The 14127-nt window shown below is 68.8% G+C and carries 14 protein-coding genes and 1 tRNA gene; 7 read left to right on the forward strand and 8 right to left on the reverse strand.

Translation table 11 applies throughout. The features are described from left to right. Positions 1-40 precede the first annotated feature (40 nt). The 3 genes from FFF93_RS09790 to FFF93_RS09800 form a co-directional block, all read right to left on the reverse strand. Positions 41-985: an Fpg/Nei family DNA glycosylase gene (locus FFF93_RS09790; RefSeq protein WP_138769080.1), complete on the reverse strand. Its 945-nt coding sequence runs from the start codon at positions 983-985 to the stop codon at positions 41-43. Continuing rightward, on the reverse strand, positions 985-1479 hold the full coding sequence (locus tag FFF93_RS09795; RefSeq protein WP_138769079.1) for a ribose-5-phosphate isomerase: 495 nt from the start codon (positions 1477-1479) through the stop codon (positions 985-987). Before FFF93_RS09795 ends, FFF93_RS09790 begins: the two co-directional genes overlap by 1 nt. Positions 1480-1546: 67 nt before the next feature. Continuing rightward, positions 1547-2554, reverse strand: coding sequence for a hypothetical protein (locus FFF93_RS09800; protein ID WP_138769078.1), 1008 nt, complete (start codon positions 2552-2554; stop codon positions 1547-1549). Positions 2555-2698: 144 nt separating this feature from the next. Here FFF93_RS09800 and pepN point away from each other — a divergent pair, with 144 nt between their 5' ends. Together pepN and FFF93_RS09810 are read left to right on the forward strand one after the other, a co-directional pair. Beyond that, positions 2699-5251 carry an aminopeptidase N gene (pepN, locus tag FFF93_RS09805; RefSeq protein WP_138769077.1) on the forward strand — a complete coding sequence of 851 codons (2553 nt, stop codon included), beginning with the start codon at positions 2699-2701 and terminating at the stop codon, positions 5249-5251. A 92-nt stretch (positions 5252-5343) separates the two neighbouring features. Further along, positions 5344-5841, forward strand: coding sequence for an OsmC family protein (locus tag FFF93_RS09810; RefSeq protein ID WP_138769076.1), 498 nt, complete (start codon positions 5344-5346; stop codon positions 5839-5841). Here FFF93_RS09810 and FFF93_RS09815 read toward each other — a convergent pair. Then, on the reverse strand, positions 5829-6836 hold the full coding sequence (locus tag FFF93_RS09815; RefSeq protein ID WP_138769075.1) for an NAD-dependent epimerase/dehydratase family protein: 1008 nt from the start codon (positions 6834-6836) through the stop codon (positions 5829-5831). The genes FFF93_RS09810 and FFF93_RS09815 overlap by 13 nt on opposite strands. A gap of 88 nt (positions 6837-6924) precedes the next feature. Between FFF93_RS09815 and FFF93_RS09820 the strand changes: the two genes are divergently transcribed. Next, on the forward strand, positions 6925-7584 hold the full coding sequence (locus tag FFF93_RS09820; RefSeq protein WP_138769074.1) for a mechanosensitive ion channel family protein: 660 nt from the start codon (positions 6925-6927) through the stop codon (positions 7582-7584). A 1-nt stretch (position 7585) separates the two neighbouring features. Continuing rightward, a complete protein-coding gene (locus tag FFF93_RS09825) occupies positions 7586-8044 on the forward strand; it encodes a globin (protein ID WP_138769073.1) in 459 nt (152 codons plus the stop codon). A gap of 7 nt (positions 8045-8051) precedes the next feature. On the opposite strand, the gene FFF93_RS09830 is transcribed toward FFF93_RS09825, so the two are convergent. Beyond that, positions 8052-8744 carry a Pr6Pr family membrane protein gene (locus FFF93_RS09830; RefSeq protein WP_261375060.1) on the reverse strand — a complete coding sequence of 231 codons (693 nt, stop codon included), beginning with the start codon at positions 8742-8744 and terminating at the stop codon, positions 8052-8054. 208 nt (positions 8745-8952) lie between these two features. Here FFF93_RS09830 and FFF93_RS09835 point away from each other — a divergent pair, with 208 nt between their 5' ends. Then, positions 8953-9396, forward strand: a complete 444-nt coding sequence (locus tag FFF93_RS09835; protein ID WP_138769071.1) for a GNAT family N-acetyltransferase — start codon at positions 8953-8955, stop codon at positions 9394-9396. A gap of 227 nt (positions 9397-9623) precedes the next feature. Here FFF93_RS09835 and FFF93_RS09840 read toward each other — a convergent pair whose 3' ends face one another. Then, positions 9624-10283 carry a hypothetical protein gene (locus FFF93_RS09840; protein ID WP_138769070.1) on the reverse strand — a complete coding sequence of 220 codons (660 nt, stop codon included), beginning with the start codon at positions 10281-10283 and terminating at the stop codon, positions 9624-9626. A 63-nt stretch (positions 10284-10346) separates the two neighbouring features. Here FFF93_RS09840 and tesB point away from each other — a divergent pair, with 63 nt between their 5' ends. Further along, on the forward strand, positions 10347-11327 hold the full coding sequence (tesB, locus tag FFF93_RS09845) for an acyl-CoA thioesterase II (protein ID WP_138769069.1): 981 nt from the start codon (positions 10347-10349) through the stop codon (positions 11325-11327). An 83-nt stretch (positions 11328-11410) separates the two neighbouring features. Here tesB and ettA read toward each other — a convergent pair whose 3' ends face one another. Beyond that, positions 11411-13093 (reverse strand): energy-dependent translational throttle protein EttA, encoded by a 1683-nt coding sequence (gene ettA / locus FFF93_RS09850; RefSeq protein ID WP_138769068.1) that lies wholly within the window; start codon positions 13091-13093, stop codon positions 11411-11413. 124 nt (positions 13094-13217) lie between these two features. Beyond that, entirely contained in the window at positions 13218-13766 is a 549-nt protein-coding gene (locus tag FFF93_RS09855; RefSeq protein ID WP_138769067.1) for a single-stranded DNA-binding protein, read from the reverse strand. A gap of 254 nt (positions 13767-14020) precedes the next feature. Here FFF93_RS09855 and FFF93_RS09860 point away from each other — a divergent pair. Further along, a tRNA-Arg gene (locus FFF93_RS09860) sits at positions 14021-14093 on the forward strand. The last annotated feature ends 34 nt before the right edge of the window (positions 14094-14127 follow it).

A 14127-nucleotide genomic window follows, 5' to 3' on the forward strand; every position in this document is an offset into this window, starting at 1 on the left:
TTTTCATGCCCGCCCGCCATCGCGGCGGCTCCACAGGGGCTCAAGAGCGCTGGCAGACCGGGCACCAGTAGAGCTTCCGGGCAGCGTGCTCCGCCACGGCCACGGCCGTGCCGCAGGCCCGGCAGTCCAGGCCCTGGCGCCGGTAAACGAAGTGCGCGTCCTCCGGGTCGGGCAGCCCGTTGGGCGTCCCCGGCGCGTTGGGCGATCCCGCTCCCCCTGCACCTGTTCGCGCCGGCCCCGTCCAGTAGCGCGGAGGGGTGGTGATGATCCGGCCGTCCCGCACGCCGTTGGACATCATGGCGACGGTGTCGTCCCAGAGCAGCCCGGCGGCCTCCGCGGGCAGGGCATTCCCGGGCAGCCAGGGGTCCAGCCGTCCCCGGAACAGCAGCTCGGCGCGGTAGACGTTCCCGACGCCGGCAATCACCCTCTGGTCCATCAGCAGCGTCGCCAGCGGGGTGCGCTTCCTGGCCAGCCCGGCGAGGAAGCTCTCCCGGTCGCCGGGCAGGTTCCGCAGCGGGTCCGGACCCAGCCGGGCCGCGACGGCCTCGACGTCGGCCTCGGTCAGCGTTTCGCAGGTGGTTGCCCCGCGCAGGTCCGCCCAGCCGTGCCCGCTCGCCAGCCGCACCCGGACCGCGCCGACCGGCGCCGGCGGACCAGCATAGACGGGATCCGGGCCGTCGTCGGGGTAGGCCTCCCGCTCGCCTATTTTCCGGGGCGCGCCGATGCTGGAGGCCCCGCGGAAGCTGGCGTCGCCGCCGAAGTCCCAGGCGCCATACAGCCCCAGGTGCACGTGCAGGACCAGTCCGTGCTCGAAGCCGAGGAACAGGTGCTTGCCGTGCGCCGCGGATTCGGTGAGGACGTGGCCGTCCAGCAAGGCCGCGCCCTGCACGAAACGTCCCTGCGGGCTGGTCACCGCCAGCCGCTCCCCCGCGAAGACGTCCCCGAACTGCCGGGCCAGCCGATGGACTGAATGCCCCTCCGGCACTACTCGACGACCTCGCCGGTGGCCTCGTAGGTGGCGATCTTGCCGATCCGGCGGATGTGGCGCTCGTCGTTGCTGAAGGGCTCGGTTAGGAAGGCCTCGATGATGGCCGTGGCCTCGTCGACGCTGTGCTGCCGGCCGCCGACGGCGACGACATTGGCGTCGTTGTGCTCACGGGCCAACTTGGCGGTGGACAGGTTCCAGGCCAGGGCGGCCCGGACGCCCTTGACCTTGTTTGCCGCGATCTGCTCGCCGTTGCCGGAGCCGCCCAGCACGATGCCCAGCGCGCGGGTGCCCGCTGCCTGGTCGGCCACGACGGCGCGGGCGGCGTTGATGCAGAAGGAGGGGTAGTCATCCAGCGCGTCATAGACCTTCGGGCCGTGATCCACGACGTCGTAACCCTTGGCGCTGAGATGTCCCACCAGGTGGGCGCTGAGCTCCATGCCGGCGTGGTCGGTGGCGATATGAACGCGCGGGAAGTCCGGGGCAGTGGTCACGGGCGGATCCGTTCTGTGGGGCGCCGGTGGACTTCCGGCGCTGCTGGTCAGGGCTCCTCCCAGCCTACTAGGGCTGCGACGCCGGCGCCCCGCCGTCGCGGCGGGCCCGGTCCGCAACGCGGGAGAGCACCTGCGCCACGTTGTCCGCCGTCGTCGGGCTGCCGCCGCTTACGGTCAGCCGCCGGCCATCGGAGCGGTCCACGACGACGGCGGGTCCGCTGCTGACCAGCATCGCTGTCGTGGCACCGTGGTTCCGGTAGCCCCAGCCGCCGTAGTCGGCGGCCTTGACCTCTTTGGGCGTCGCCGACTCGATGGCGGCCGCGGGGACGTCCATCACTCTCAAGAACCCGGCGGCGAACACCCGGAGCCCGTTCCGGTCAACGCGGATGCGGGCGAAGAGGAACACAGCCACCAGCAGCGCGGCCGCCACCAGCAACGCTGCCAGCCACGGGACAGCGACGGTCAGCAGGGCCGCGGGAAACAGGGTGGCGATGCCGAGCATCACGAAGACCGAGCTGCGGGCGTGGACCCAGAGGCTGACGGTATCCCGGGCGAGCTGAGGGTCCAGCGCCTTTTCCAGTGCCTCGCGCGCGGCCCGTTCATCCTCCGCGGACCACCGCTCGTCCGCTTTGAACACGAAGCCCATGACCACCCCGAGACCCAGGGCCGCCCCGCTGCCCATGGCCAGGACCGCCACGTCCACGCGGGATTCCCGTGCGTCGGCGAGGCCCAACTGGCCCACCAGCACCGCGGCCAGGACAGTGGTCACGAAGAGGCTGACCGCCAGCCCGGTGCCCATCATGAACCGGCGCATCAGCGCCGGGCGGGACAACGGCGCCGCCTGCAGCAGGACGGCCCAGCCGACCAGCACGATCAGGCCCGCGCCGACGCCTACCACGGCCCCGAAGGGTGCGAAATCCGCGGCGCCGTCACCGGTCCAGCGGACGGCCAGGGGCTCGGGCAGGTCCGCGCGGATCAGCAGCGCGCAGACGACGAAGGCGGCAGCCAGCATGAGCGGGAACCCCACGGCGAAGCGCAGGGCCCTGACGTCCACGGAATCCCGGATCTTTCCCATGGCTCCAACGCTACCCCTGCCGGGGCCGCCGGGAGAGACTCGCTGTGACGGGCGCAACTTGCCAACCCACCGCGTCGTGAAAGAATAATTTCACAGTATCGTTTCCACCGTTCCCACCCCCTTTGGAGGCACCACTTGCCCGGTATGAACCTCACGCGCGCCGAAGCCCGCGAGCGCGCCGCACTGATCGCCGTCGACTCCTATGAGGTCAGCCTCGACCTGACGCGGGGCGAGAAGGTGTTCGGCTCCACCACCGCCGTAAAGTTCACGGCAAAGCCGGGGTCTTCCACCTTCATCGACGCCGTAACGCACACGGTGCACAGTGTCACGCTCAACGGCCGCGAACTGGACCCCGCGGAGGTCTCCGACGGCATCCGGATCCAGCTCCCGGACCTCGCAGCGGAGAACGAGCTCCTGGTGGTCGCGGACGCGCCTTACATGAACACCGGCGAAGGCCTGCACCGCTTCGTGGACCCGGTGGACAACGAGGTCTACCTGTACACGCAGTTCGAGGTTCCGGATTCCCGGCGGATGTTCGCCGTCTTCGAGCAGCCCGACCTCAAGGCCAGCTTCAGCTTCTCCGTCACGGCGCCCTCGCACTGGGACGTCGTCTCCAACTCCCCCACTCCGGAACCTGTGGAAACCATCCCCGGCGAGGACGGCGGCGCCCGCTCGGTCTGGGAATTCGCCCCCACCCCGCGGCTCTCCTCCTACGTCACGGCCCTGATCGCCGGTCCGTACCAGTCGGTCCGCAGCGAAGTGAAGTCCGCGGACGGGAAGGTCACGCCGCTGGGCGTGTTTGCCCGTAAGTCCCTCATGCAGTACCTCGACGCGGACAACATCTTCGACCTCACCCGCCAGGGCTTCGAGTTCTTCGAGGCGCAGTTCGGCTGCCCGTACCCGTTCGAGAAGTACGACCAGCTCTTCGTGCCGGAGTTCAATGCCGGCGCCATGGAAAACGCCGGCGCCGTCACCATCCTGGAAGGGTACGTCTTCCGCAGCAAGGTCACGGACGCCCAGGTGGAGCGCCGCGCCATCACCGTGCTGCACGAGCTGGCCCACATGTGGTTCGGCGACCTCGTGACTATGCGCTGGTGGAACGACCTCTGGCTCAACGAGTCCTTCGCCGAATACATGTCGCACCTCGCCGCCGTCGAAAACACCAAGTTCGACCACGCCTGGACCACCTTCGCCTCGGTGGAGAAGTCCTGGGCCTACCGCCAGGACCAGCTGCCCACCACGCACCCGATCTTCGCCGAGATAAACGACCTGCAGGATGTCGAAGTGAACTTTGACGGCATCACCTATGCCAAGGGCGCCTCGGTGCTCCGGCAGCTGGTGGCCTGGGTGGGTCCGGAGGAGTTCATGGCCGGGGTCCGCGAGTACTTCCGCAAGCACTCCTGGCAGAACACCGAGCTCAGCGACCTGATGGTCGAGCTGGAAAAGGCCAGCGGACGCGACCTGGACCACTGGGGCCAGCTCTGGCTGGAGACCGCCGGGGTCAACACGCTCAAGCCCGAACTGTCCGTCGGCGAGGACGGCACGATCTCGTCCTTCGCCATCCTGCAGTCCGCCACCGAGGCGCAGCCGACCATCCGCCCGCACCGGCTCGCCGTCGGTTTCTACAACCTGGACGGCGCCGGGAAGCTCGAGCGGGTGCACCGCGAGGAGCTCGATGTCGACGGTGAACGTACCGAGGTTCCGGCGCTGGCCGGCCTGGCTCAGCCGGACTTGATCCTGCTCAACGACGACGACCTCGCCTATGCCAAGGTCCGGCTGGACCCGAAGTCCCTCGCCACCGCCACGGCGCACTTGAAGGATTTCGGCCAGAGCCTCCCCCGCACCCTCGTCTGGGGCTCGGCGTGGGACGCGGCCCGTGACGGCGAAACCCCGGCCCGCGGCTACGTGGAACTGATCCTGGCCAACATCGCCGAGGAATCCGACTCCTCCGTCATCCTGGTCCAGCTCCGCCAGCTCGCCACGACGCTGAACTTCTACGTCGCCGCGGACCACAAGGAAGCCACCGCGACAGCCGCCGCGGACCGGCTCTGGGAGCTCGCCTCCCGCGTCCCGGCCGGCTCCGACGCGCAGCTGCAGTTCGTGAAGTCCTACGCCCTGCTGGCCCGCAGCGCATCCCAGCTGGACACCGTCGCCGGGCTGCTCGACGGTTCGCGGGAGCTGGCCGGCCTCACCGTGGACCAGGACCTGCGCTGGGAGCTGATCGCGTCCCTCGTGGTCGGCGGCCGGGCCGGACAGGAAACAATCGACGCCGAGCTCGAGCACGACAACACCGCCACCGGCCAGAACGCGGCTGCCCTGGCCAAGGCAGCCATCCCCACCGCGGAGGCCAAGGCCGCGGCCTGGGAGTCGATTGTGGTCAAGGGCGAACTGTCCAACGCGCTGCAGGGTTCCGCGGTGGCCGGGTTCACCCGGGTGCTGGACACGTCCCTGCTGGAGCCGTACGCCGAAAAGTACTTCGCGGCGGTCCCCGGCATCGTCAAGGACCGCACGCACGCGCTGGCCCAGCAGATCGTCGTCGGCCTCTACCCGGCGCAGCTGACCACCCAGGAAACCGTGGACCGCACCGACGAGTTCCTCGCGTCGCTGCCGGAGGACAGCGCGGCGCTGCGCCGGATGATGCTGGAAAACCGCGACGGCGTCGCCCGCGCCCTGCGCGCCCGCGCCGCGGACGTCTAGGCACGCCTCCTTGTCCTAGGCCCCTCGACACAGGACCCGGCACCGCATGGCGGCGCCGGGTCCTGGCGTTTTGGCGCCGCTAGACTGGCGGCATGAGCCTCGACGAGCACCATTATGCGCTGACCGTCCGCTGGACCGGGAACCTGGGTGAGGGGACTTCCACCTACCGCGGCTACTCCCGCGACCACGACGTCGAGATCCCCGGACTGCCGGTGCTCAAAGGCTCCGCGGACCCGACCTTCCACGGCGACCGGGAGCGGTACAACCCCGAGCAGTTGCTGCTGGCCGCGCTCTCGCAGTGCCACATGCTGTCCTTCCTCCACGTCGCCGTCAAGCACGGTGTGGTGGTGACCGGCTACGAGGACCGCGCCGAGGGCGTGATGCGGACCAACCGGGACGGCAGCGGCCAGTTCGAATCGGTCACGCTAAAGCCCCGTGTCACGACGGCGGCACCGGTGACCGACGAGCTGATGGCGGAGCTGCACCACGGCGCCAACGCGGTGTGCTTCATCGCCCGGAGCGTCAACTTCCCGGTCCGGCACGAGGCCTCGGCCGCGGTGGACCCGGGCCGGGCTGCTCAGGCGGACTGAAACTCCGCCTGGAACTCCTGCAGCAGCCGGCGCTCGGCCGCCGGGCTCAAACCGGCCCTGCGGTCCCGGTTCAGTCCGCGGCGGCGTTCATCGGCCAGGGTGTCGCGCAACGTCTCGGTCCACGGCCGGACCCTCATCCCGGCGGCCCGCCCCGCAGCGTTGCTGCGCGCGGCGAAGCCGTCGTGGCCGGGCGGGAGCCAGAGCGGCAGCGAGTCCGGCCCTGCCCAATAGTTCGCCCCGCGAGCGGCCAGCCAGTCGGCCGGGGCGGCCGCCACCTGGGCGGCTCCCCCGGCGAGCCGCCTCGATTCTTCAAGGTAAGCGGCAAAAGGCACCGGCTCCCCGACGGCGTTCAGCGCCCCGGTGACGCCGGTTGCGGCCGCGGTGAGCACCCAGGCGGCCAGGTCCCGGACATCGATGACTTGTGTGGGGTCCGAGGGAATGTCCGGCGCCAGCACCGGACCGGAGTCCCGGGCAAAGCGGGCCGGCCAGTAGCCGTAGCGGTCCGACCCGTCCCCGGGCCCGCCGATCAGCCCGGCGCGGCACAGGTGCGCCTTGCCCGCGGCGAGGTCCGCCGTCGAGCGTTCTATCGCCGACTTGGCCTCGCCGTAGGTCTCCGGGGTCGCCTCGGTGCCGGGCGGCAGCGGAGCCAGCACCGCGGCGTCCTCGGCTTCGTCCGGGACGGAATGGTCAGCGTAGACCGAGCAACTCGAGACAAACGTCCAGTGCCGGGCGATCCCCGCCAGCGCCTCCAGCGCCTCCAGCGCGTACCGTGGGTCCCGGGCGACCTCGACGACGGCGTCCCACTCGCCCGCGTGGACGGCGCCGGCGTAGGCGGCCGGGCCCTTTGCACGGTCGGCTTGCAGCCACGTGGCCCCCTCCGGCGGCGCGGCCTGTGTTCCGCGGGCCAGGCACATGACCTCGTGCCCGTCGGCGACGGCCTGCCGGGCGATTTCTGCTGACAGGAAGGCGGTACCGCCGAGGACCAGGATGCGCATCCTGCCACGCTACGGCGCTAATGTTGAAGCTGAACAGAGTCTTATGCGCCCGGCGAACGCGGGCGAGCCGAAGGAGCACACCCCGCTGATGTACCGTCTGCCTACCGCCGAGTCCATCACGCCGCCGGACATTTCGGCCGTGAACCTGCCGGGCGTCGTGATCAGCATCGGAGTCGGCGTTGCCACGTGGCTGGTGGCGTCCTTCGTGATCGCCGGGATCACCAAACGCGTCGCCGCAGGCACCACGTTCTTCAAAAAGCCGCACTTCCGCTGGGTTGCCCCGGCGCTGCGTGCCCTGGACCACCAGCGGCGTGAGCAGCGCGCCAACACGATCGGCTCGCTGCTCAACAGCGTGGTGAGCGTGCTCGTCGTCGTCATCACGGTGATGTACGTCCTGCAGAACCTCAACGTGAACATCGCCCCGTTGCTGACCAGCGTCGGCATCCTGGGTGTGGCGATCGGCTTCGGCGCCCAGCAGCTGATCCGTGATTTCCTGGCCGGCATCTTCATTACGATCGAGGACCAGTACGGGATCGGCGACGTCATCGAAACCTCCGAGGTGGTGGGCACAGTGGAGTCCATGGGGCTGCGCATCACCCGGGTCAGGGCCGAGGACGGCACCGTCTGGTACCTGCGCAACGGCGAGATCCTGCGCGTAGGCAACCGCTCCCAGGGCACCTATGTTTCGCCCGACAGCCCGCCGGCGGACGACGCCGGATCCGCAGCCCAGCAGCAGGCCGGAGAATAAAATGACGATCCCCAGCGCCGGCGAACCCCGCCAGCCCAAGATGCTGATGCAGAACGATCCGTTCAGCCAGCCCGGCTACACGGACAACTTCTATGACGCCGTCGGCGGCCACGAGACCTTCGTGAAACTCATCGATGTCTTTTACGACGGCGTCGCCACGGATCCGCTGTTGCGTCCGATGTACCCGGAAGAAGACCTCGGCCCGGCCAAGCGCCGCTTCCTGATGTTCCTCGAGCAGTATTGGGGCGGCCCCACCACGTACGGCGAGGAGCGCGGGCACCCGCGGCTCCGGATGCGGCACCAGCCCTTCCGCGTGACGCCCGAAGCGAAGGACGCCTGGCTGCACCACATGCGCGCAGCCGTCGACGCCCTGGAGCTGCCGCCGCTGTATGAGGGCACTCTCTGGGACTACATGGAACGTGCCGCGCTTTCGATGGTCAACAGCCCCTCCGGGGCCTAAGGGCTACCTAGCGCTGCACACGCGGGGCCGCGAGCGACGCGCGAATATTCCCCGCCACATGCAGGAGAACGGCGACGGCGAGGAACGCGGCGAGCACCTGGGCCGTCGTCGTGAGCGCGGCGCCCCACCCGCCGTCGAGGGTCGGATCGAGGAAGTCGTAGACGTACCAGCCGTCGATGCCTCCGCGCACCCACGAGAAAATGAGGAAGGCGGCTGGATAGCCGAGCCACGCGAGCGGGCGCCACCAGCTGCCCCGCACCGTCCTCGTGACCAACAGCCAATCCATTGCGGCGAACAGCGGAGCCAGGCGGTGGTGCACGAGCTGGGGCCAGTACATATCCAGGCTCCACCACGGCTCCTCCGGCGGAGCGACAAGGACCACGTAGATGATGCCGGTCATCACCAGGTACAAGGCCAGCGCACCCGACAGGCTGTCCCACCACTGCGGCAGCCGGATCCGCGGCCGGGCAGCCGCGACCACCAGCACCAGCCCGAGGGCAAGGTTCGATTGCACCGTGAATTCGGAGTAGAGCTGGGCGACATCCACGTCGTTGCCAGGGCGCGTCGCATCGTACGTCTTCTGGACCAGTGCGACGATCACCAGGACTCCCACCGCGAAGCGCAGCACCCGGATCCAGCCGCGGTCCGGATGAAATGCCCAGTTGAAACTGGGGTGCCGCTTGACGGGTGGATCCAGCACCGACCGGCTGCTCATGGGCCCAGTAGCGCAGAGGCGTCAATGCCGGTCGTCCGGGGCGCCCGGGCCTGGATGTAGAAATGGAAAGACCCCGGAGGCACTTGGGGGAATGCCTCCGGGGTCTTTCTGCCTCAATAATACCCAGCCGGGTATCCGGGAGGCAAGTGTTTCGGTCGGCGCGTGCGGGCATCCCGGACAGTAGGGTGAACCCATGCTGATCATCCGTGAAGAACGCCTGGAGGACCGGTCCGCCCTTGCAGCGCTCAGGGCTACCTGGGCCGCGGAGCAGGATCCCGGGCTTGTCGACGATCCGGACTTCGAAGATGTGTACGGCGGCTGGATGGACGCGAACCCGCGGAAGTTCTTCGTTGCCGAGCAGGACGGCGAGCTTGTCGGGATGCTGAACCTGCTGGTCTTTGAGCGGATGCCCAAACCCGGGAAGGAACCCTCCCGCTGGGTCTACCTGGGCAACGTCTACGTGCTGCCGGCATTCCGGAATTCCGGCATCGGAGCGCAACTGGTCGAAGCGGCCATTGAGTTCTCGCAGGGCATCAAAGCGGCACGGATGGTGCTCTCGCCGTCGCCCGCTTCGCGCAATTTTTACGCCCGGCTGGGATTCCAGCCCGCCGCGGAGCTGAACATCCTCCGGTTCTGAGACGGACGGCAGCCCGGTCCGGCTTGGCCGACCATCATGGCCATCATTCGTCAGGCTGAGCTGCAGCCCACGAAACTGGAACTCCTTCAAAGCTGGCTGCCGCGCCAGCCCTGGGTCACGGAAGACGTCTCGGCGCTGGGCGCAGCAGACCCCGGTCAAACTCGCAGCCGGCACGGTGGGCTGAGCGGGTTGTCCGCCAGCCGTAGGGCCCTCAGGACCGGGAGGTACTAGAGTCCCGAGCCGGCGCGGACCAGGACGTGTCCGCGCGCGCTGCTGAGCCGGTACCACCGGCCCGCCCGGAAAAGCCTCTGTTCGCCGTCGGCCAGGAAACCAAGGGTCAGCGCGGCGAACGCGGCCCCGGCGGGCAGTCCACCGGCGTCGGGCAGCGGCCGGCCCCAGACGGTGGCCCGGGCGTTGTTGACGATCAGGGCCCCGGGCTTGTCCGGGATGATGCCGGCGATCTCGCTGATCCCGGCTTCAGCCGCCTGCCGCAGGGCCGCGTCCGGCAGCGCACCCAGCGCCTCCCACCCGGTGCGGGGCGCGCCGACGCCGGCCCACGATTCGGTGACGGTCATCGGCGGTACCGGCAGTTCGACGTCGTCGGCACCTGCGCGCGCCAGCCGGTCCAGCACTGCCGCGAGCGGGACCGTCACGTCGAGCTCCGCCGGCTGGGCCAGGGCCACAGTCCGGAGCCCCAGGATGGTGGGAGTCGACTCGCCCAGCAGGCGGGGCCGAAGCACGCAGACGTAGGCTGCCAGGACCGGGCCGGACGCGGTCAGCCGGATGGCGCCGTCGTCGATCGCCCGGGCCCGGGTGGCGAAGGTGCGCAGGTCGGCGAGGTCGCGGGGATCGGTGAACTGCAGGGGCTGGGTGAGGACGTCAGACACAATGTCGACTCTACCGGCTGTGCCTCTTTTGAGCGGTGCCGGGGTGCCGTCTAGAGTCAAACCATGACTGAAGCCGAAGCCGGATTGCAGGCGCTGCCCACCGAGGACCCCACCTCCTCACTCATCCAACTCCTGAACCTCGGCGAGCTGGAGGGCGCCCGGACGGACGAGGACATCTTTATGGGCCCGTCGCAGAAGCAGCCGCGGCAGCGTGTGTTCGGCGGCCAGGTCCTGGCGCAGTCCCTCGTGGCAGGCAGCCGCACCGTCCCGGACGGCCGCGGAGTGCACTCCATGCACGGCTATTTCCTCCGGCCCGGTGACGCCAACAAGCCCATCACCTTCGGTGTCCAGCGGCTGCGCGACGGCCGGTCGTTCTCCGCACGGCGGGTGCACGCGTACCAGGAGGGCATGCCCATCCTGTCGATGATCGCCTCCTTCCAGGACGAGGATGAGGGAATCGAGCACCAGACCGAAATGCCGGCGGGAATCCCGGACCCGGAATCGCTGCCGAGCACGGCCGATCTGCTGGGCAAGTACGACCACCCGGTGGCGCGGCACTGGGCCTATGAGCGGCCCTTCGACATTCGCCACGTTGATCCGGCCCTGTACGTCTCCGCGAAGGGTCCCAAGGAGGCCCGGAACGCCGTCTGGATGCGCACCTTCGGGCCGATGCCCGATGACCCGGAGATGCACCGCGCGGCGCTGGCCTACGCCAGCGACTACACCCTGCTGGAGTCCGTCCTCCGCCGGCACGGGATGAGCTGGATTACCCCGGGCATGTCCGTCGCGAGCCTGGACCACGCCATGTGGTGGCACCGCCCCGTCCGGGTGGACGAGTGGCTGCTCTACGTCCAGGAGTCCCCCAGCGCCCAGGGTGCCCGGGGCCTGGCCACCGGCAAGATCTTCAGCCGCGACGGCCGCCACGTGGCCACGGTGGCCCAGGAGGGCATGATCCGCGTGCCGACGGACCTAAAAAACAAGGTCAAGGGCGCCGTCCAGACCAAGGTGCTGCAGCACCAGATGCGAAAGGCCGACCGCGGCTAAGCCCCCACACCACAAAGGCCGGCTCCCCAGTGTGAACTGGGGAGCCGGCCTTTTTGCTGCGGCCGTCGCGGGCCTGGCGTGACCTAGTCGCGGGTGAGGCGGCGGTGGGTCACGCGGTGCGGCTTCGCCGCGTCCGGGCCGAGGCGCTCGATCTTGTTCTCCTCGTAGGATTCGAAGTTGCCCTCGAACCAGTACCACTTGGAGGGGTTCTCCTCGTCGCCTTCGTAGGCGAGGATGTGCGTGGCCACCCGGTCCAGGAACCAGCGGTCGTGCGAGACGACGACGGCGCAGCCCGGGAACTCGAGCAGCGCGTTTTCGAGGCTGCTGAGGGTTTCGACGTCGAGGTCGTTGGTCGGTTCGTCGAGGAGCAGCAGGTTTCCGCCCTGCTTGAGGGTCAGCGCCAGGTTCAGGCGGTTGCGCTCACCACCGGAAAGCACCCCGGCCTTCTTCTGCTGGTCCGGGCCCTTGAAGCCGAAGGCGGCGACGTAGGCGCGGGACGGCATCTCGACCTGGCCGACCTGGATGTAGTCGAGCCCGTCGGAGACGACCTCCCACAGGGTCTTGTTCGGGTCGATGCCGCCACGGCTCTGGTCCGCGTAGGAGATCTTAACCGAATCGCCGATCTTCAGATCGCCGCCGTCGAGGGGCTCCAGACCGACGATGGTCTTGAACAGCGTGGTCTTGCCGACGCCGTTGGGGCCGATCACACCGACGATGCCGTTGCGCGGCAGGCTGAAGGACAGTCCGTCGATCAGGGTGCGGTCCTCGAAACCCTTCTGCAGGTTCTTGGCTTCCAGGACGACCCCGCCCAGGCGCGGTCCCGGCGGGATCTGGATCTCTTCGAAGTCCAGCTTGCGGGTGCGGTCGGCCTCCGCAGCCATTTCCTCGTAGCGGGCGAGGCGGGCCTTGGACTTGGTCTGGCGGCCCTTGGCGTTGGAGCGGACCCATTCGAGTTCCTCGGTGAGCCGCTTGGCCTGCTTGGCGTCCTTCTTGCCCTGGACTTCCAGGCGGGCGCGCTTCTTTTCGAGGTACGTGGAGTAGTTGCCCTCGTACGGGTACAGGTGGCCGCGGTCCACTTCGGCGATCCATTCCGCCACGTGGTCGAGGAAGTACCGGTCGTGGGTGACGGCCAGTACGGCGCCGGGGTAGCTGGAGAGGTGCTGCTCAAGCCACAGCACGCTCTCGGCGTCGAGGTGGTTGGTGGGCTCGTCAAGGAGCAGCAGGTCCGGCTTCTGCAACAGGAGCTTGCAAAGGGCGACGCGGCGGCGCTCACCACCGGAGAGCAGCGTGACGTCGGCGTCGGCCGGCGGGCAGCGGAGGGCATCCATGGCCTGCTCGAGCTGGGAGTCGAGGTCCCAGGCGTCGGCGGCGTCAATGGCTTCTTGGAGCTGGCCCATCTCCTCGAGGAGCGCGTCGTAGTCAGCGTCAGGGTTGGCCATTTCTTCGGAGATCTCGTTGAAGCGCTGGATCTTACCGTAGATCTCGCCGACGCCTTCCTGGACGTTGCCCAGAACGGTCTTCTCCTCATTCAGCGGCGGCTCCTGCAGCAGGATGCCGACGGAGTAGCCGGGGCTGAGCCGGGCTTCGCCGTTGGAGGGAGTGTCCAGGCCGGCCATAATCTTGAGAATGGTGGACTTACCGGCACCATTCGGGCCAACAACACCAATCTTGGCCCCCGGGAAGAAGGACATGCTCACGTCGTCGAGGATAAGTTTTTCGCCAACGGCCTTACGGGCCTTGGTCATTGTGTAGATAAATTCCGCCATGCCTACAAATCTAGTGGTTCGGCCGGGATAACTCACATTTAGGACCACACGATGGAGCCCGGCGGGCCGCGTGCCGGACCGGTGTTGCCGGACCCGCGCGCAGGCCCGCGTGCAGGACCCGGGCTCAGGCGGCGGCCTCCTTCAGCTCACCGGTCTCCTCGTCGAACTCCTGCTCGTCGTCTCGGGCGTCACCCTCGGCGTGGTCCGCGGAGTCGTCCCGGTCCGCATCCAGCTCGTGTTCGACGTCGTCCGGCGCATCGGTCACCCCCTCCCGCCGGCTGGTGGCCGCCGCTTCCTGGCCCGGTACCGGGCCGTTGCCGGCGTTTCTAGTGAAGTGCGCGGACCCCCACATCAGATCGTGGCCGACGGACTCGGCGTCGATTTCCGCCACATGGTAGACGCGGCCGTCCTTTTCCCAACTGCGCATCTTGAGCCGGCCCACGACGATGACCCGCTGGCCCTTCCTGATGCTGCAACCCATGTTTCCGGCCAACTGGCGGTAGCCCTGCACTGTGAACCAGTTGGTGTTCCCGTCCACCCACGCATTGGCTGCCCGGTCGAAGCGCCGCCCGGTCGAGCCGAGCCGGAAGTTCGCCGTGGCGACGCCGCCGGGCGTCGTCGACGTCTTGATCTCCGTGGCCACGAAGCCGCGGACCGTGATGCTGTCATTCATTGCGCTGTCCTGTCTCGATGAGTCTTACTGGCTCTCCCAGCTTCACGCGGCGCCCAGGCGCGCGGCAGTGCCGGACTCCGCTATGTGGACAACCCGGCCATCCAACCGGGTGGGTCCGCCGGGCGGTGGCCGGCCACCGAGCGGCGGACAGGCAGAGCGGAAATCTCCGGGGACCTCTTGACGGGGAGCGCCCGCCGGGCATTGTAAACTTCTTGAGGCGTCCCCCGGCAGCGGCCGGACGGCACGCCACACGCGCCCCAGTAGCTCAGGGGATAGAGCAGCGGCCTTCTAATCCGCCGGTCGGGGGTTCGATTCCCTCCTGGGGCACAAGCGTGCGGCTCTGGCCGCGGGTCATCCGCCG

The sequence above is a fragment of the Arthrobacter sp. KBS0702 genome, from assembly GCF_005937985.2.
Lineage (GTDB): Bacteria > Actinomycetota > Actinomycetes > Actinomycetales > Micrococcaceae > Arthrobacter.